Origin of the sequence: Nocardioides sp. L-11A (genome assembly GCA_029961745.1) — a bacterium.
Taxonomy (GTDB): Bacteria; Actinomycetota; Actinomycetes; order Propionibacteriales; family Nocardioidaceae; genus Nocardioides.
The window spans coordinates 4,839,784-4,858,073 of the sequence record CP124680.1 but is presented as its reverse complement, the minus strand read 5'-3'; the positions used below and the strand labels follow the sequence as shown (position 1 = coordinate 4,858,073).

Below are 18,290 nucleotides of genomic sequence, written 5' to 3'. Positions count from 1 at the left end.
ATGGGCGCGGCCACCGGATCCACCGACCTGCTCGACGCGGCCGCCGAGCTGTGGCCGGGGGCTGAGCTGGTCCCGGCGGGAACGGCCCGCGACGGACGGCCGGTGCGCGCCCGGTACGCCGTGATCAGCCGCGGCAGCAGCCCTGTGGTGCTGGTGCCGGTCGAGTCGCCGGTCGCGGCCGGGGCCTCGCTGCGCCGGATCAGCACCGCCTCGACCTGGTGGGACACCACCGCGCGGGTCGCCGCGGGGGCGATGGTCCGTGCCGTGCCTCGGTTGCTGCGGCACCGGGTGGAGGTCCGCGGCGGCGCGGACGGCCTCGCCGAGCACCTCTCCGACGTCCTCGGCATGCCGGTCAGCTTCAGCATCACCATCGGCACGGCGCGGGTGAACCGGAAGCCGGTGCTCCAGGTGTTCGACGACCAGGGTTGCTGCCGGGCGTTCGTCAAGGTCGGCTGGTCCGACAACACCTGCGCCGACGTGACCGCGGAGGGCCGCGCGCTCGCAGCCGTGACCGCCCGGCCCTACCGGTACGTCGTCCCGCCGCAGCTCCTCGCCCGTACGTCGTGGCGGGGCCGGCCGGTCCTGGTGGTCAGCCCGCTCGAGCCGTCACCGTGGCGCCGGCACCGGAGCTCGTGGACGCCGCCCGGTGCGGCGATGGACGAGCTCGCGGCGCGGTTCGCCTCGCCCGACCGCGAGCTCGCGGCGGCCGACTGGTGGCATCGCCAGTGGCAGGCCACCGGCGCGCTGGCCGACCCGGTGTCGCGCAGCCGGTTCGGTCGCGCGCTGGAGCGGGTGGCCGCGATCGCCGGGCGACGCGAGCTCAGCTGGGGCGCCTGGCACGGGGACTGGACGCCGTGGAACATGGCACCCGCGGGAGAGCGGGTGCTGCTGTGGGACTGGGAGCGCTTCGAGACCGGCGTCCCGCGCGGCCTCGACGCCCTGCACTACGTCGTCAACGCGGTCAACTCGGGCACACCCGCGTCGGCGGAGGGGGTGCTGCGGGCACTGGCGCTGGCGTCGTACCGGGACCGGAGCCCGGGGGGCGAGCCGCATGTGCAGAGCCTGCTCTACCTGGTCGCGATCCTGACCCGCTACCTGCGGCTCGTCGACGTCCCGGGGGGCGAGCACATCTCCTCGCGGGCGATGCAGACGCTGGTCGCGCTGGAGCACCTGGCCGACGTCTAGGGATGTTCGGACGTCGGCCAGGTGCCCGCATCTACCCGGGTGCTGTTGCTACTGCCCGGGTGTTGTTGCACCTGAAATCGTGCGGTAACCCTTAGTTACAAGCGCTGGCGGCGCTACTTCAGGGAGGGCGAGCCGGCGAGGGCCTGGGCGAAGCCGGCGCGCTTGGCCGGGGTGCCCAGGGTCCACGGCGCGACGCTGTTGAGGGCGCTGTCGAAGTAGCTGTAGGCGATGCCGCCGTAGTCCTCCATCAGCCGGACCGCGTCCGCGATCGCCGCGGGCCGCGCATCGGCGGCCACGTCGGTCACGCCCGTCTCGCCGAGTGCCCAGTCGACGCCGATGCTGCGGGACCAGGTCGAGATCGCGCGGTAGTACTGCTCGAAGTCGGTCCACTTGGTCGTCGTGCTGCCGTTCTTGACGACGCCGTACTGCTGGTAGATGTCGAAGCCGGCCACGTCGACCTTGACGCCGCGCGGCCAGATCTGGGCGAGGCTGTACTGCGCGTCGCCGTAGAACTGGTTCCAGCCGGTCATCACGACCGTGAACGCCACATTGGGCGCGGCGGCCCGCACGAGCGGGGCGAGGTGCTCCTGCATCCGGCGCCACTCCTGGATGTCGCCGTCGCCCTCGGGCTCGTGGTGGAAGGCGACCCAGACCGGGCCGCCGACCGCGGCCAGGCGCTGGGCGAGGTCGGTCGCCCAGGCGTCGCCCTTGCCGTCGGCCATCTCGGTCCACGAGTAGGGCAGCTTGAAGCTCACCCAGGGCAGCCGTCCGGCCGCCAGGTCCGCCTGCGCGGTGCGCACCGCGCTCGCGACACCGGTCGAGGTGAAGTAGGTGCGCCGCAGGGCCAGGCGGTCGCCGAGCTGCTGCTCCAGGGCGCTGGGGTCGGTGTTCGAGCCGTGCGCGGCGCCGACGTAGGTACCGCAGGAGGGGATGCCCCGGGCCGTGCGGCCGCAGCCGTTGGTCAGCGTCCCGGCCATGCCCTCGGACGTGCCGGCGTCGCCCTTCGGGGCCACGCTCAGGTCGTCGACGAGCACCTTGGTGCCGGCCGGCACGCGCGGGGCGCGGATGCGCAGCCTCAGCGCCGAGTCGCGCTTCTTGGTGGTGACCCGCACCTTGAGCCGGGTCCACGAGCCCGCCTTGGCGGTGCCCCGCGCGGTCCGTGCCTGGACCTTCTTCCCGTGGGCGACCTCGCGCACCCGCAGCGCGACCTGACGCCCGCCCGCGGTCCGCACCCACACCCGCACGACGTACGCCGTCCCGGCGGCGTGCGCGCCGGCGAAGCGGTGCTTGCTGACCGTGGTCGCCTTCCCGCCTCGCGGCGTCCGCACGACCATGGCGCGGCTGTCGTTGCGTCCCGCGCCGTCGCGGGACAGCGCGACCCGGCTGCCGTCCACCCCGGCGAAGCCGTCCAGATGGGTCTCGAAGTCGCCGGCCGGCAGGTTCTCGCCCGCCGCGGCCCGGGACGGGGAGGGCGCCACGGCCGCCGCGCTCCCGATCATCACGGTGGCCAGCGCCACGGCCAGCCAGGTCCAACGTCTGTAGGCGTTCTGCATGACGCCACCTCCCGAAATCCGGCCGCGGGGAGCATCGTGCACGGCCCTCGTCATCTCTTGCTCGATCGGCTCGATTGCACCCGGACCGAGGGATCGGGGCCAATCCCGTCCCCCAAATGGGGGAGCGGACGAGGGTGGCCGGTCGGGTCAGATCCCGTGTCCGCGCCGGTGTGCCAGGTCCAGCAGCCGCTCGGCGCTGACCACGCGCAGGGCCACGAGGGCGGCCAGGTAGGCGCGCGGCTCGCGGGGGGAGGTGCGCAGCGTGCGCGCGGCCCAGCGCAGCGCGTCGCGGCGACCGAGCGCGGCGAGCGCGAACGACTTGCGGCCCAGCAGGCGGGCCAGGGCGCGGCGGTCCTCGTGGAAGACCGGGTGCTTGGCCAGGCCGTAGTCGATGGCCGCGACGATGGTCGCCCACTGGCGGGAGAACTGCGAGCCGCCCCAGCGGACCCGGACCAGGGGAGCGGGCACCACGTGGAAGCCGCCGGCACCGGCCGCGCGGAGCATCCAGTCGAAGTCCTCGCCGTAGCTGCCGGGGATCTCCTCGTCGACCAGCCCGATCGTCGAGAGCAGCTCGGGTCGCCGGACGACCACCGTCGAGGGGTGCGCCTCCATGACCCGGCGCCGGGCGAGGCTGCGCAGCTCGAGGGCGGCGGCCGTGGGGACCCGGATGGTCGTGGTGCCGGCGTAGTCGACCTCGATCCCGGTGACGCAGGTCGGCGGGCCGCCCTCGCGGAGGGCACGGACCTGGAGGTCGAGCTTGCCGGGGAGCCAGACGTCGTCGTCGTCGCAGAAGGCGACGAGCTCGCCGTCCCCCTCGAGCACGCCGCTGTTGCGGGCGCCGGCGAGCCCGGGGCTGCGGTGGTTCCCGATCACGTCCACCACCCGGCCGTCGCCGGCGTCGGCGCGGACCAGGGCGGGGTCGGGGGTCGAGCGGTCGAAGACCACGATGCAGCGGATCCGCCCGGCGTACTCCTGCCCGACGACGGCCGCGATCGCCTCCCGGACCAGGACCGGCCGGTCGTGGGTCGCGATCACGACGTCGACGTCCGGCAGTCTGAGGTGACGGCTCACGACGCCCCCTTCCCGCCCGGCTCCCGGGCCCGTACGACGTCGAGGGCTGTCGCGATCCGCCAGCTCCGGCGCAGGTTGACGACGGTGGCGATGAGGTAGAAGGCGAGCCCCACCAGCAGTCCGGCCGCCGCGGGCCGCGGGCCGGCCAGCGGGAGCAGGCCGAGGACCAGCGTCTCGGCCTCCACCGCCCACGGCACCGGGCTCATCCCGAGGCGCCGGCAGATCCGCAGCCACGGGTCGAGCAGGGGCAGGTCGGTCCGCCGCAGCAGGCCGGAGCCGCCGTCGCCCAGCCCGGCCAGCGCGGCGAGGTGCTTGCGGTGGGCCAGGGCCCAGCCGTAGGCGCCCAGGGCGGCCAGCAAACCCACCGCGACCGCGATCTCGACGCGGTCGGCGCGGACCGCCCACCAGGCCAGTCCCGCATAGGCCGCCGTCACGCACACGACGTCCGTGCCGACGTCGAGCAGCGCGCCGCGCGCGGAGCTCGAGCCCTGCAGCCGGGCGATCTTGCCGTCGAGGCAGTCGGCGAAGAAGCGGAGCAGGAACAGCAGGCCGCCGAGCCGCAGCCACCCGGCGGCCAGGCAGGCGGCGGCCGCGACGCCGAGGAGGCCGGAGAACGCGGTCACCCGGTTCGGGGTGACCGCGGGGTGCGGTGCGAGGACGCGGGCGAGCGGGTCCGCCAGCGGGTCGACGACCAGCCGGGTCCACACGTCGCGGGGCCGGGGACTCACCGTCGCCACCGTCGCCACCGCCACTGCCGCCGTGGCGGCCGGATGCGGACCAGCGCGAGCCCGGCCAGCCCGCCCACGGCCAGACCGCTGGTGACCGGGACGCCCCGCTCGGTGCCCACGACCCGCGCGGGGCCGACCCGGATCACGCTGCCCACCTCGGGCCGGTGGGTCGTGAGGTGGTCGATCGCCGCCCGCAGGTAGGTGCGGGTGGCCGCCCACGCGGGGTCGCCGGGGTCCACGGCGGCCAGCCGTTCGCCCAGCCGGGCGACGAGGTCGGTCCGGCGCGTCTCGAGGAAGCGGGAGCGCTCGGCGAGGTACTCCTCGGCCACGGCGAGCGCGGCGGCCGCCGCGTCGGTCCGGCGCGACGTGGTCACCGTGAGGTCCAGGACGGTCGAGAGGGGCGGCGCGGCCACCCCGATGTCGGCGCGCAGGGTGGCGGGAGCCAGGCCGACCCGCTGCCCGGCACGCTCCATCGCGCTCTCGGAGCGCAGCAGCGCGGCCTCGGTGTCGATCGTCGCGGGATCGGGCGGTCGGACGAGGGTGCCGCTGTCCGCCTCGCGCGCGACGTCGCCGACGTCGAGGTAGGTGGGCGACGGGGTGAGGGCGACCGTCACGGTGCTGGCGACGTGGCTGTCCTCCCCGCGGGTCGCGGCGGCGCCGACGGCGCCGCCGAGGACCGCCACCGCCACCGCGGCGGCGGCGACCAGAGCCCGGCCGGAGGGACGGCGCAGCGACGTACCCGACCGCTCCTCGCGCCAGGCGAGGGCCACCGCGGTCATCACGATCATCATCGGCAGGCCGAGGGTGTCGTAGACGGTCAACTGGAGCAGGAAGATCACGAGGACGAAGGTCGCGACGGTCTGGTTCAGGGTCCGACAGCGCCAGGTCCGGCGCAGCGCCAGCACGAAGAACGCCAGGAAGAACAGCGTCCCGATCCATCCCTGGGAGAAGAGCACCAGCCACAGCTGCCCCTGGGTCCCGAGTGGTGGTACGCCGCACGCCGGGCAGCTCGGCGTGGCGCCGCCGGCGATGGAGGTGAAGGTGCCCGCGACGTCACGGGTGCTGCCGAAGCCGACGACCGGCGACCCGCGGGTCATCGAGTCGACCGTGGTCACCAGGAGCTGCGAGCGCCGCTCGTTGCTGTGCGGGTTGTCGAGGCGCGAGGAGACCGTGTCGCCCAGCGAGGTCGACGTGACGGCGATGCCGCCGACGACCACGACGGCGATCAGGGCCGCGAGCGCCGCGTGGTGCCGGCGCAGTGCCAGCAGCACCAGGAGCCCGAGGGCCCCGACCCCGAGGGCGAGCCACAGCCCGCGGTTGAGGCTGAGCACGACGGGCACCGCCGCGACGGCGAGCACCGGCCCGGCCAGCCAGCGCGCGCGGGACCGGCTGGTCACGGCGGCCGCGACGAAGAAGACCAGCGTCAGGGAGATGACGCTGCCCCAGGTGTTGGTGAAGGGGAACGGCGCCTTGGGACGGGGCTCCGGATCCCCGAGTACCTTCTGGATGTCGGCGGTCTCGGCCGAGACGAGCGTGCTCACGAAGCCGTTGCTCCGCAGCCCGCCGGGGAGCATCCGCTCGGCCAGTGTCGTGATCGCCAGGTCCGGCGCGAGCAGGCCGAGCAGGCCGCCGGCGACCGCGACGACGAACACCCACGCGAGGATCCGATGCACGACCCGGTCGGGGAGCCGGTCGGCCGGCGTGTTGCCGATCCAGACCAGCAGCACTGTGCAGGAGAGGTACCACGCCAGCCGGTAGCCGAACACGAGCAGCCGACCGGTGCCGCCGTCGTCGACGGCTTGGGGCGCCGCGGCCCAGAGCGTGCCGAGGCCGAGCAGGACCCAGAGCAGGAACAGCAGCCACCAGCCGGCATGCGGCGGCAGGGACACCCGGCGCCGGGAGCGCAGGTCCCAGCAGAGCGGGACGGCGAGGGCGAGCGGGACCAGGGACGCGACGCCCAGCAGCCACCACAGCGGCAGGCCGGCGATGCCGATCACGAAGCACCGCTCGGCGATGAGGCCGCGCCTGGGGTCTCCCCGCCTGCTGCGCGGCGTTTCGCATCCGATCTGGCTGCGTTGGCGTCGCTCGAAGGGCGATCCAGCACGTCGTCGCTCCGCCGCCTTGCCAGATCGGCGCGAAGCGCCGCTCGCGACGGCGCCGAGACTCCAGGCACGGCCCCGCCCGGGCCGGTCCCCCGGTGGCGTGGCGGACGTCATCCTCCTAGGAGACCCCGCGCCCACCCGGTCCCGGCTCACCAATTTTGGGGGACTAACTCCGCGCGCGGCGCGGGTCCCGACGCAGCGTCCTACTGTCGCCTGAACCCCGGTGATCGGCCGGCGGGGAGGGGAGGCCCCATGCGCAGCACTGCCGCCGTGCTCCTCTGCTGCCTGGCCCTGGGGTGGTCCTCGGCCCTGGTGGCGCCGGCCTCGGCGACCACCGAACCGGGCGGCGCCCTGGTCGGCGAGGAGCCGGTCCCGGGCACCCCGCACGTGCTCGACGGCGAGGTCCTCTCGGTGGTCCAGGTGGGGGGGACGATCATCCTGGGCGGAACCTTCACCCGCGCCCGCGACGACGGCAGTACGACGGAGCTACCGCGCCGCGGGCTGCTCGCCTTCGACGCCGCCACCGGCCGGATCGACCCCGCCTTCCGTCCGGACCCGGACGGCGCGGTCCGCGCCGTCGCGCCCGGCCGCGACGGCACCGTGTACGTCGGGGGCGAGTTCACCCGCGTCGCCGGCCAGCCGCGGCAGCGGGTCGCGCAGATCGCCCTGGCGGACGGCTCCGTCGTACCGCGCTTCGACGCCGGCCGGGTGGACGGCCCGGTCCGCGACCTGCGGCTGCAGCGGAACCGGCTGTGGGTCGCCGGCTCGTTCTCCCGGATCGGCGGCCACCGCCACCGGGCGCTCGCGCTCCTCGCGGCGCGCACCGGCACCGCCCACGCGGTCGACGTCGCGGTCGCCGGCCGAGCCCGGCGTGGCCTGGGGCGCACGACCGTGGCGCAGATCGAGTTGAGTCCCCACGGACGCCGGCTGGTGGCGATCGGCAACTTCCGGTCCGTCCTGGGCCAGAGCCGGCGCCAGCTCGCCGTGCTCGACCTCACGCGGCGCGGCGCCGTGTTGTCGCGGTTCCGCACCCGGTTCTACGCCGCCGAGTGCGAGGCCATCTACTACAGCTACGTGCGCGACGTGGCCTTCGCGCCCGACGGCTCCTTCTTCGTGGTCGCGACGTCGGGCGGCCCGGGTGGCCCGTCGTCGCCCTGCGACACCGTCGCCCGGTTCGAGACCCGCGGCAGCGACCGCTGGGTCAGGCCGTCCTGGATCGCGTCGACCGGGGGCGACACGGTCCAGGCGGTCGAGGTGACCCCCGCGGCCGTCTACGTCGGTGGCCACCAGCGCTGGTTCAACAACCCCTTCGGCTCGAACACGCCCGGCCCGGGCACCGTCGCCCGCGAGGGCATCGCCGCGCTCAGCCCGGTCAACGGGCTCCCCTTCACCTGGAACCCCGGACGCAGCAAGGGGATCGGCGTCGGGGACCTGCTCGCGACGGGGGCCGGGCTCTGGGTCGGCTCCGACACCGACCGGATCGGTCACGACCAGCTGCGCTCCCGGATCGCCCTCCTGCCGGCGGCCGGGGCGGCCTACCCGGCACTGGCGACGCCCCGGCGGGCCGCGACGCTCTACCTCGCGCAGGGGAGCGACCTGACCCGGCGTACCCATCGCGGCACGCGCGTCGGGCCGCCGGCGACGGTGTCGGCCGGCACGCAGGAGGGGAGCCCGGACTGGCGGGCGGTCGCCGGCGCCTTCGTGCTCGGCGACCGGCTCTACGTCGCGGGCCGCGACGGCACCTTCACGCGCCGCACCTTCGACGGCGCCTCCTATGGACCGGCGGTGCCGGTCGACGGGGCCGACGGCGTGGTCCCGCTGGCCGCGTGGCGCGCGGAGCTGGCGTCGATGACGGGTCTGTTCTACGACCGTGGCCGGCTCTACTTCACATTGGCGGGCTCCCGGGCCCTGCACTACCGCTACTTCAACCCGGAGAGCGGCATCGTCGGCGCGGTGCGGTCGGTGGCGTCGCGGCGGGTCGGCGGCTTCGACCCACGGCGGGTCCGCGCCCTGTTCGCGGCCGGGAGACGGCTGTACTGGACCACTGCCGACGGGCGCCTGCGGCGTACCGGCTGGACGCAGACGGCCGCGGCGGCGGTCCCGACCGGCGCGGTGGTCGACGTCGGCGGTCCGGGCGTCGACGGGGTCCGCTGGGGACCGGGCACCGTCTTCGTCGGTCCCGTGACCGGACGGGGCGGTTGAGCCGTGCCGGCGCGGAGACACGCCCTGGTCCTGCTCGCTCTCGGCGTGGCCGGTGGGTGCGGGGTCAGCGACGGCGCCGTGGCGCCACCGCCGCACGACCCTGCACGCGGCCTGCGCGGCGTCGACCTCGGTCTCGGCTTCGATCAGGTGGTGGTGCCGGGAGACCTGGTCCCGGGAGCCGTCAACGACGGCACGGCCCCGGTCGACATCTCCGTGGTCACCCAGGGCGGCGGCCGGCTCACCTGGACGCCGGGCCGGAACGGCGGCGCGGCCGTGCGGACGCCGGTGTACGCGGAGCAGGGTCCGGTCCCGGCGGCGGCGATCGTGGTCCGGACCGACCCCACCGTCCCCGACCCGCTCGACCCGGGTCCGCGCGATCTCGTGGTGGGGGTGGACTTCCGCGCCGATCCGGCCACCGCGGGCCGGCCCGAGGACGACGGCGACAATCTCGTCCAGCGCGGCCGGTTCGGCGACCCGGCCCAGCTCAAGATCCAGCTCGACCACGGCGTCCCCTCGTGCCGTCTGGCCGGCACCCTGGGCGAGATCGTGGTGGCCGGTGACCAGCCGGTCGAGCCCGGCCGGTGGTACCGCCTGACCTGTACCCGCACGGCGGGCTCCGTGCGGCTGCGGCTGGCGGACCTCGAGGGCACCACCGAGCCGCGGGAATGGACGGCGGCGGGCGACCCCGGGGAGATCGTCTTCGCGCACGTCCCCCTGTCGATCGGCGCGAAGGTCACCGCCCGCGGCCGGATCCCCGACAGCACCGGCGACTCCACCGACCAGTTCCACGGAACGATCGACCGTGTCGTCGTCGATGTCCGCTGAGGAGCCGGTCCGGCGGATCGCCCTCGTCGCCGAGCGCCGTCTGGTGGGTCAGGCGATCGCGGCGGCGCTGCGCGGCCGGGGCCTGGCGCCGGTGCTCTTCGACTGGCCCGAGCGCGGCGGGCGGCTCTCGTTCCGTCGCGCCCTCGCCCGCAGCGGCGCGTCGGTCGGCGTGATCCTGTGCGACCTGCGCACCCCCGACCTGCTGCACGACGTCGAGCTGCTCGTCGCGCGCGGGCCGATCCGCTGGCTGGTGCTCACCGACAGCGAGTTCGGCCCGCGCTGGGGCACGGTCCTGGACGCGGGGGCGCTGGGCGTGCTGCCGACCACGACGACCACGGCCAGTCTCGCGAAGGCCCTCCGCGACACGATGGCGGGCCGGTCGCCGACGCCCGCGGCACTGCGCGAGCGGGCCCTGGCCGCGTGGGAGAGCGTCGCGGAGGAGCAGCGCGAGCTGATCCGGCGGATGGAGCTGCTCACGCACCGGGAGTACGAGATCCTCGGCTCGCTCTACGACGGCAGGTCGGTGCGCCGGATCGCCGAGGCGTCGGGGGTGGCCGAGGCGACGGTGCGCAGCCAGGTGAAGTCGCTGCGCCGCAAGCTGGACGTGGACTCGCAGCTCGGGGCCGTCGCGCTGTACCGGCGCTCGCTGGAGGTGTTCCCGCGCGCCCGACGCTGATCAGCGGGAGATCCGGCCCTCCGCGCGGGGCAGGGTGATCACGAAGACGGTGCCCCGGGCCCCGGGATCGTCCACCAGCTCCAGCGTCCCGCCCTGCTCGAGGACCAGCCGGTGGGCGCGGTGCAGCCCGATCCCCTGCCCCGCCGACAGGCTGCGATGGGCACCCCACTGGAACAGGCTGGCGCGGATGTCCGGATCGATGCCCGGCCCGTCGTCGGAGACGACGATGATCACCCGGTCGCCGATCGCGGCCGAGAGGATCGTCGTACCCCGGCCGCCGGCGTGGTCGGCGGCGTTGTTGACGAGGGTGACGAGCACCTCCACCAGCGCATCCCTGCGGGCGACGACCCGGTGTCCGCCGGGGGTCCAGGTCACTCGGTGGCCGAGAGCATCCTGGGCGACGACGAGGGGGGAGACCACCTCGTCGACCGCGACGACGGTCAGGGGGCCGGGCTGGGCGGCGACGGTACGCCGCAGCCGGGCGGCCTCGCTGTCGACCATGTCCTGGAGGGCGTCGCGCCGGGGGCCGGGAGGTACCTGTCCGCTGGCCAGCAGGCGGGCGGCCGCGGCGATGCCGGCGGCCGTCGACCGTACGTCGTGGGCCACTTCGCGGTCCTGCTTGACCTCCGCCTGGGCCTCGGCCGCGATCCGCGCGTAGTGGGCGACCCGGTCGCTGGTCTGCTCCAGGGAGAGCCGCAGCAGCGCCGCGGCTGTCGTCGCGGTCAGCGCGCTGAACACCGCGACGCCGGCGACCGCCGCCGGCGGCGGGGTGGTCGCGGCTGTCAGCGTCGCCCACAGGCGGGCCGCGAAGATGGCGAGGATCCCGACGCCGATCCGGCTGGAGGCCCAGGCGGGCAGTGGCGAGTGACGCAGCTGCAGTCCGATCGCCGCGAGGACGACGCCGATCAGGACCATCAGCGCGACGTCGAACGGGTCGCCGGTACACAGGAATCCCGAGCCGTGGTCCAGCGCGGTGGAGAGGGCGTGCAGGCCCAGGGTCGTGCCCAGCGCCGCGAGTCCGAGCAGCACGCCGGCGGCGATCGGCCGCTGCACCGGCGTCACCGCGCGGCGGGCCCGGTGCAGCACGACCAGCACGATGAGCACGGTGACCAGGTGGCCGGTGGTCAGCCGGTAGGAGTGGCTGCCGAGCGCCGGGTCGATCATCGCCAGCACCACCAGGGGCGCGTCCTGGATCGCCACCAGGGTGGCCGCGACCGCCATACCGGCGCGGAGCGGGTCGCGGGTGAGGCGGGCGTCGACGGCGAGGGCGATCCCGGCGCCGAGCACCAGCAGGTCGGCGAGGAGGATCGAGGAGCGCCCGGCCAGGGCGAGCCGGGTGTCGCCGCCCTCGCCGAGGAGCGCGACGACGAGGTACGGGTGGAGCAACAGCCCGGCGACGGCCGCGCTCCACCACCACGACGCGCGAGCACGAGGCTGCCCGTCGTGGCGAACCCGCCGCCGGGAGCGGGCCCGCGCGGGGTCCCGATCCCGACGGCCCCCCGGATGCGCCGTCACCCCTTCATTGTGGGGAGCGGACGTGCGTTGCGGTGGGTTTCCGGGCGATGGGGAGCGTCGGATCGGTGGGTGGGTGGCCGGGCCCCGGCTGTAACACGCTGTCCACCCGGCCACCCGGCGGTTGTCAGCACGAGACGCGGGAATTCGCGCGGTTTTCTGCGGAGAACCGGCGACCAGTCGGGCGGACGGCGTGTTACAGCCCCTCCGGGCCCCCGGACACCCCGCCCGGAAAGGCGATCACGTCCCCGACGACCGCCACCCGGACCCGGTCGCCGGGGACCGGGACGGTGTCGGCGGGGGTGCGGGCGGTGACCTGCTCACCGGAGGCGAGTCGGACCCGGATGGTCGCGTCGTGGCCGAAGAAGCTGACGTCGACGACCTCGCCGGAGACCCCGGAGGAGTCCGCATCCGAGGAGCGGACCTGCAGTTGCTCGGAGCGGACGGCGAACCGGGCCGGCCCGGCCGGCGTCCGTACGGCGCGCAGGGCGAGCTCGCCGAGGGCGCAGCGGCCCCGGCCCTCGGCGGTCACCTCGCCGGGCAGCAGCGAGGCATGGCCGATGAAGCCGGCGACGCGAGGGTCGGCCGGGGCGAGATAGACCTCCGCGGGGGCGGCGACCTGCAGGAACTGGCCGGCGACCATGACGGCGACCTGGTCGGCGAGGGAGAGCGCCTCGCCCTGGTCGTGGGTGACCAGGACGGCGGCGGCGCCGGCCGCCCGCAGGGCGCGGACCACCGCGCGACCGGTCTCCTCGCGTAGCGACGCGTCGAGGGAGGAGAAGGGCTCGTCGAGCAGGACCAGGGCGGGTCGCGGGGCGAGGGCGCGGGCCAGGGCCACCCGCTGCTGCTGTCCGCCGGAGAGCTCGTGCGGGTAGCGCTCGGCGAGCCCGGGGTCGATCTCGACCAGCTCCAGGGCCGCGGCGACGTCCGCCCCGGCGTCGCGGCGCTGCGCGCGGGGGAGGCCGAAGGCGACATTGCGGGCGACGCTCAGGTGCGGGAAGAGCGCGCCCTCCTGGGGGACGTAGCCGATGCCGCGGCTGCGGGCCGGCACCGTCCGGCCACCGCCCACGACCCGACGCCCCGCCACGTCGATCGTGCCGGAGCGGGGCTCGACGAAGCCCGCGACCGCCCGCAGCAGCGTGGTCTTGCCACAGCCCGACGAGCCGAGGATCGCGGTCACGCCCGACGCGACCCGCAGGTCGACGCCCTGCAGCACCGTCGTGCGGCCGTAGCCGGCCTCCAGCCCGTGGATCTCGAGTGCGGTCATCGGGTGCTCCTCGGGGCCCGGATGCTGAGTCGGGCCAGCAGCCAGGTGGACGGGACGGACAGGACGATCAGGGCGAGCGCATAGGGCGCGGCGGCGCCGTACGCGATCGAGGAGCCGTAGGACCAGAACTTCGTCGCCAGGGTCTCGGTGCCCAGCGGGGCGAGGAGGAGGGTGGCGGTGAGCTCGGTCGAGATGGCGAGGGCGACCAGGGCCGCCCCCGACGCCAGTCCGGGTACGACGAGCGGGAGGGTCACCCGGCGCGCCACCTCCGGTCCGCTGCAGCCCAGGCTGCGGGCGACCTCCTCCAGGCCGGGCGGCACCAGCTCGAAGGTGCCCCGCACGCTGACCACCGCGCGGGGGAGGAACAGGATCAGGTAGCCGACGAGCAGCAGGGCGAGGGTCTGGTACAGGTCCGGCACGACCCGGATCGACACGGTGACCAGGGCCAGGGCGATCACGATGCCGGGCATCGCGCTGGCGGTGTAGACGCTGCGCTCGATCGCTGTCGTGAGCAGGCCGCGGTGGCGCACCGCGAGCCACACGACGGGGACCGCGGCGGCGGTGGTGAGCGCGCCGCCCAGGACGGCGAGCAGCAGGGTGTTGCCGAGCGCGCTGGTCAGCTCCCCGGTCTCCAGGCCCGTCGACGTGCCCCGGACGAGCCAGCGCACCAGGCTGGCGAGCGGGACGCCGAGCGCCCAGACGGCGAGCCCGGCCAGCCCGGCCACGACGACCGGCCGGCGTCGCCCGAGCCGGATCCGCGCCACCTCCCGACTGGTGCCCGCGCCGACCCGCGACCGGGGCCGCCGGCCGCGCAGCAGCAGCTCGATGCCCAGCAGGAGCAGGCAGAAGGTGACCAGGACCAGCGCCAGCAGGGTGGCCTCGGGGCCGTTGAAGACGGTCGCGTACTGCTGGAGGATCGCGGTCGTCAGGGTGGGGTAGTTGAGCAGCTGCAGGGCGCCGTACTCCGCCAGCAGGTGCAGGCCCACCAACAGCGCGCCGCCGAGCACGGCCGGGCTGATCGCCGGCAGGGTGACCCGGACGAACACCTGCCACGGGCCCTTGCCGAGGGCGGTGGCGACCTCCTCGACAGCCGGGTCCAGGCGCCGCAGCGCGGCGACGGTCGGCAGATAGACGAGCGGGTAGTACGACAGCGTCACGACCATCACGGCGCCGGGGAACGACTGCACCGCGTGGGTCGTCGAGACCCAGCCGAAGCCGTTGACGAAGGCGGGTACGGCGAGCGGCGCGCACAGCAGGCCGTGCCACCAGCCGCGTCCCGGCACGTCGGTCCGCTCGACCACCCACGCTCCCGCCACGCCGACGACGGCACTGGTCAGCACCCCGGCGACCAGGAGCCGGCTGGTGTTCCACAGCAGCTCGCCGATGCGGGGCCGCCACAGGAAGTCGGCGGCCTCGCCGGGGCCGAGCTCGGCCGTGGTCCACAGCACGTACCCGAGCGGCACGAGCGCGAGCCCGGCGATGGCCAGGCCGACGAGGAGGAGGGCGGGGGTCGAGCGCGACGCCCCCGGGGCGCGGGGTGGGCTCAGAGGAAGCCGACCTCCGTCATCAGGTCGACCACAGCCTCGGCGTCGAGGTCGGAGACGTTGACCTGCGGCGGCTGGAGCTCGCTGAACTGCTTCGTCACGCCCTCCAGCTCCACGGCCGGGTTCAGCGGGTACTCCAGGGCGTAGCTGTCGGCGAGGACCTGCTGGCCGGTCTCGTTCACCAGGAACTCGACGAACTCGCGGGCCTCCTTCTTCATGTCGCTCGACTTCAGGACGCCGGCGCCGGAGACGCTGACGAAGGCACCCGGGTCGCCTCCGGTGAAGTAGTGCTGCGCGCTCTGGTCGCTGACGTCGCCGTTCTCCTTGCGGTCGCGCTCCCAGTAGTAGTGGTAGACGATGCCGACCTCGACCTGGCCGGAGTCGACGGCCTCGAGCACGAGGTTGTTGCCGTCGTACACGGTGCCGTTGGCCTTGATGCCCTCCAGCCACGCCTTCGTCGCCTCGGGGCCCTCGAGCTCGAGCACGGCGGCGACGATCGCCTGGAAGTCGGCGCCGGTGGGCGAGAAGGAGATCCGGTCCTTCCACTCCGGCTTCGCCAGGTCGAGCAGCGAGGTCGGCAGCTCGGCCTCCTGGATCTGCTCGGTGTTGTAGACGAGCACGGTCGAGCGGGCCACGAATCCGGTCCACAGGCCGCTGACCGGCCGGAACTGCGCGGGGATCACGTCGAGGATGTCGGCGGGCAGCTGGTCGAACAGGCCGGCCGCCTCCACCTGCGACATGGCCGGCGAGTTCTCGGTGAGGAAGACGTCGGCGGGCGAGGCCTTGCCCTCCTGGACGAGCTGGTTGGACAGCTCGAGGTCCTTGCCGTTGCGCAGCTCGACCTCGATGCCCGTCTCCTTGGTGAACTCCGGGGCGAGCTCCTTGAGGAGGGGCTCGTGCTGGGCGTTGTAGATCACCAGCTTCGGCTCGTCCTCGCCGCAGGCGGCGAGGAGCGGGGAGACCAGGGTGAGGGCGGTGACGCCGAGGACGAGCTGCTTCTTCATCGGGCTTCCTGTCGGAGTGGTTGGACGGGAGAGTAGTGAGGCCGCGGCAGGGCCGGGACGGCGGCCACGCGGTGGGCCCAGGCGGGCGCGCGGTTGACGAGCTGCCAGGTCAGGACGCCGACGGCCAGCGAGGCGATCAGCCCGCCGAGCGGCCAGCGGCTCTCGAACCACGGATAGACCTGCCAGTGGGTCAGGTAGACGTAGAGCGAGGCGCTCGCGATCACCCCGGTGGGCCCGACCAGCACCCGCGGCCAGGGCACGCTCGGCACCCACACGAGGACGAGGCAGCCGGCGGCGATGAGCAGGTCGCGCTCAGTGCTGCCGGTGAAGCCCCAGCAGCCGGCGAGCAGGACCACGCTGGCCAGGACCCGGTCGCGCGGTCCGCGGGCGACAGCCGCCGCCCAGCCGCCGAGGAAGAGCCAGGCGACGAAGACCGAGGAGTGGATCACGTCCCCGCCGTACGATGCCAGGTCGGCCCATGTCCGCGGCACGAGCGCGAGGGCGGCCAGCCCCAGGGCCAGCGGGAACCGGTGGCGCCGCTCGAGGGCCATCACCCGCGGCACGGCGGTGAGCAGGCCCGCGCCGAGCGCGAGCAGGAGGACCACCTCGACGAACCAGTAGTACCAGGCCGGCTCGGACCAGTCGCGCGGACCGAGCACGTCGTTGAGCAGGAACACACTGCGCCAGCCCGGCCGGCCGGTGAGCAGGGCGACCGCCCCGATCCAGAGCACCGCCGGCACGGCGACCCGGCCCGCGGCCCGCGCGACCCGCCGCAGCCGTTCGCGCGGTCCCTCGTCGGCGAGGTGGAAGCGCGCGAAGTTCACGCCCGCGACGGCGAGCAGCACGTGGGCACCACCCAGCACGACCCACAGGTCGGTGTGGGAGCCGACGACGAGCACGATCGCCAGCGCGCGCAGCACGATCGTGGTGTCGACCCGCGCCCAGCGCGGCCGGCGGGCCGGGACGGGAACGGCGTCGTGGCGCGCGGCGAGCTCGGCCACGGTCCAGGTCTGCCAGTCGGCCGGCAGCCGGCCGATCCGGCTCTCCAGGCGCAGCGAGAGCTCGACGTAGGACAGCGAGTCGCCGCCGAGGCCGACGAAGGAGGCGTCCGGGCCGACCTGCTCGTGACCGAGGATCCGGCCGTAGAGCCGGGCGATCGAGGCCGCCGTCGAGCCGGGTGCGGAGCCGGTCTCGGCAGCGGTCGGCGGCTGGAGCCGTGCCAGCGCCTGCTGGTCCAGCTTGCCGTTGGGCAGCCGTGGCAGCCCCGCGACGGGTACGCCGAGCACCGCATGCTCCGGCAGACCGGTGGCCGCCGCGGCAGCGGTGACCACCTCGGCCACCGTCGCCGGGTCGGGCGCGCCCGGAACGGCCACGACGAGGTGCGTGCCGTCGGCGGACTCGGCGCACCCGGCGTCGTACCCGCCCAGGCCGAGGAGGGTCTGCAGCCGGTCGAGGTCGATCCGCTGGCCGAAGAGCTTCGCGAAGCGGGACCGCCGCCCCACGATCTCGACCAGCCCCTCGGGCCCGAACCGGGCCAGGTCCCCGGTGCGCAGCTCGTCGGGACCGGCGCCGCGGGCGAGATCGGTGGGTGCCTCGGCGTACCCCATCATCACGTTCGGGCCGCGGTAGACGAGCTCGCCGACGCCGGGCCCGGCACCGGCGACCGGATCGAGTCGGAACTCCCCGCCGGGGATCGCGACGCCGACCGCGCCGGGGTGGCGGGCGGCGAGCTCGGGCGGCAGGAAGGCCATCCGGGCGGTGGCCTCGGTCTGGCCGTACATCACGACCAGCTCCCAGCCCTCGCGGTGGCCCTGCTCGGCGAGCGCGCGGACCCGCTCCGGAGCCAGGCGCCCGCCTGCCTGGGTGACCTGACGCAGGGTCGGCAGGTCGGGCCAGCCGGCGGTGCCGAGCAGGTCGAAGGTGTAGGGCACGCCCGCGAAGGAGGTGACGCCCTCGGCGCGGGCGCGGTCCCACAGGGCCGGGTCGGTGACCGAGCGGTCGTCGAGGACGACGGCGGCGCCGGCGAGCAGGTGGCTGTGCAGCACCGAGAGGCCGTAGCAGTAGTCGAGGGGCAGTGTGGTCAGCGCGACGTCGTCGCCGGTGAGGCCGAGGTAGTCGGCGATGGCGGCGGCGTTGGCGTCCAGGTTGGCCGCCGAGAGTCGCACCAGCTTGGGCGATCCGGTCGAGCCCGAGGTGCTCAGCAGCAGCCGCAGGTCGGGGTGGAGGTCGGGGGCGGGGCGCCCCGTGGCCCGCCAGGAGCCGCCGTCGTGGGTCGCGGAGACGGCGTACGCACGGGCCAGGCCCTCGTCGTGGGTGAGCAGGACCGGGTGTCCTCCGGAGAGGGCGGCCAGCCAGGCCACGACGAACTCGGTGGTCGCGGCCGGCCGCAGGTGCACGAGCTGTCGGCGACCGGCGCCGAGCGCGTCGAGGGTCGCCCGCGCGTCGGCCACGCGGGTGGCGAGCTCGGCGTAGCTGACCGGGCCGCTCGTCGTCCGGAGCGCGGGGTGGGCGCCGTGCCGGGCGAGGTCGTCGGCGATGCGTGCCGCGACCTGTGCACCCGCTGTGCCTTCCCCCACGGGGAAAGGCTAAAGCAAGGCTGCCCTTGGCTCGGCCAGGCTGTC

Annotated in this window: 13 protein-coding genes; 4 read left to right on the top strand and 9 right to left on the bottom strand. The window is 75.0% G+C overall.

The window, feature by feature from the left end; genetic code table 11:
* Positions 1-1,185 (top strand): hypothetical protein, encoded by a 1,185-nt coding sequence (locus QJ852_23270; protein ID WGX96058.1) that lies wholly within the window; start codon positions 1-3, stop codon positions 1,183-1,185.
* Positions 1,186-1,298: 113 nt separating this feature from the next.
* On the opposite strand, the gene QJ852_23265 is transcribed toward QJ852_23270, so the two are convergent.
* The 4 genes from QJ852_23265 to QJ852_23250 all read right to left on the bottom strand — a co-directional run bounded on the left by QJ852_23265 (position 1,299) and on the right by QJ852_23250 (position 6,534).
* Positions 1,299-2,738, bottom strand: a complete 1,440-nt coding sequence (locus QJ852_23265) for a cellulase family glycosylhydrolase (protein WGX96057.1) — start codon at positions 2,736-2,738, stop codon at positions 1,299-1,301.
* Between the two features lie 147 nt (positions 2,739-2,885).
* A complete protein-coding gene (locus QJ852_23260) occupies positions 2,886-3,809 on the bottom strand; it encodes a glycosyltransferase family A protein (GenBank protein WGX96056.1) in 924 nt (307 codons plus the stop codon).
* The gene (locus tag QJ852_23255) at positions 3,806-4,537 is read right to left on the bottom strand and encodes a CDP-alcohol phosphatidyltransferase family protein (GenBank protein WGX96055.1); all 732 of its coding nucleotides are present in this window, start codon (positions 4,535-4,537) and stop codon (positions 3,806-3,808) included. Before QJ852_23255 ends, QJ852_23260 begins: the two co-directional genes overlap by 4 nt.
* Positions 4,534-6,534 (bottom strand): hypothetical protein, encoded by a 2,001-nt coding sequence (locus tag QJ852_23250; GenBank protein ID WGX96054.1) that lies wholly within the window; start codon positions 6,532-6,534, stop codon positions 4,534-4,536. The genes QJ852_23255 and QJ852_23250 overlap by 4 nt, the downstream gene beginning before the upstream one ends.
* 357 nt (positions 6,535-6,891) lie before the next feature.
* Here QJ852_23250 and QJ852_23245 point away from each other — a divergent pair, with 357 nt between their 5' ends.
* Genes QJ852_23245 through QJ852_23235 form a run of 3 tightly spaced genes read left to right on the top strand, consistent with a single transcriptional unit; the run spans position 6,892 to position 10,342 of the window.
* Positions 6,892-8,841: a hypothetical protein gene (locus tag QJ852_23245; protein ID WGX96053.1), complete on the top strand. Its 1,950-nt coding sequence runs from the start codon at positions 6,892-6,894 to the stop codon at positions 8,839-8,841.
* A 3-nt stretch (positions 8,842-8,844) separates the two neighbouring features.
* Positions 8,845-9,666 (top strand): hypothetical protein, encoded by an 822-nt coding sequence (locus QJ852_23240; protein ID WGX96052.1) that lies wholly within the window; start codon positions 8,845-8,847, stop codon positions 9,664-9,666.
* Positions 9,656-10,342 carry a LuxR C-terminal-related transcriptional regulator gene (locus tag QJ852_23235; GenBank protein ID WGX96051.1) on the top strand — a complete coding sequence of 229 codons (687 nt, stop codon included), beginning with the start codon at positions 9,656-9,658 and terminating at the stop codon, positions 10,340-10,342. Before QJ852_23240 ends, QJ852_23235 begins: the two co-directional genes overlap by 11 nt.
* Here QJ852_23235 and QJ852_23230 read toward each other — a convergent pair whose 3' ends face one another.
* The 5 genes from QJ852_23230 to QJ852_23210 all read right to left on the bottom strand — a co-directional run bounded on the left by QJ852_23230 (position 10,343) and on the right by QJ852_23210 (position 18,245).
* The gene (locus QJ852_23230; GenBank protein WGX96050.1) at positions 10,343-11,857 is read right to left on the bottom strand and encodes a sensor histidine kinase; all 1,515 of its coding nucleotides are present in this window, start codon (positions 11,855-11,857) and stop codon (positions 10,343-10,345) included. It abuts the gene before it with no gap.
* A 193-nt stretch (positions 11,858-12,050) separates the two neighbouring features.
* Positions 12,051-13,121 (bottom strand): ABC transporter ATP-binding protein, encoded by a 1,071-nt coding sequence (locus QJ852_23225; GenBank protein ID WGX96049.1) that lies wholly within the window; start codon positions 13,119-13,121, stop codon positions 12,051-12,053.
* A complete protein-coding gene (locus QJ852_23220) occupies positions 13,118-14,584 on the bottom strand; it encodes an iron ABC transporter permease (protein ID WGX96048.1) in 1,467 nt (488 codons plus the stop codon). Before QJ852_23220 ends, QJ852_23225 begins: the two co-directional genes overlap by 4 nt.
* An 80-nt stretch (positions 14,585-14,664) precedes the next feature.
* Positions 14,665-15,669, bottom strand: coding sequence for an iron ABC transporter substrate-binding protein (locus QJ852_23215; protein WGX96047.1), 1,005 nt, complete (start codon positions 15,667-15,669; stop codon positions 14,665-14,667).
* Positions 15,666-18,245, bottom strand: a complete 2,580-nt coding sequence (locus tag QJ852_23210; protein ID WGX96046.1) for an AMP-binding protein — start codon at positions 18,243-18,245, stop codon at positions 15,666-15,668. The genes QJ852_23215 and QJ852_23210 overlap by 4 nt, the downstream gene beginning before the upstream one ends.
* Between the last annotated feature and the right edge of the window lie 45 nt (positions 18,246-18,290).

Bases quoted from the DNA above. Each gene is read 5' to 3' on its own strand.
- QJ852_23215 (WGX96047.1), bottom strand. From the start codon at position 15,669: ATGAAGAAGCAGCTCGTCCTCGGCGTCACCGCCCTCACCCTGGTCTCC.
- QJ852_23225 (WGX96049.1), bottom strand. From the start codon at position 13,121: ATGACCGCACTCGAGATCCACGGGCTGGAGGCCGGCTACGGCCGCACG.
- QJ852_23245 (WGX96053.1), top strand. From the start codon at position 6,892: ATGCGCAGCACTGCCGCCGTGCTCCTCTGCTGCCTGGCCCTGGGGTGG.
- QJ852_23265 (WGX96057.1), bottom strand. From the start codon at position 2,738: ATGCAGAACGCCTACAGACGTTGGACCTGGCTGGCCGTGGCGCTGGCC.
- QJ852_23270 (WGX96058.1), top strand. From the start codon at position 1: ATGGGCGCGGCCACCGGATCCACCGACCTGCTCGACGCGGCCGCCGAG.
- QJ852_23235 (WGX96051.1), top strand. From the start codon at position 9,656: ATGTCCGCTGAGGAGCCGGTCCGGCGGATCGCCCTCGTCGCCGAGCGC.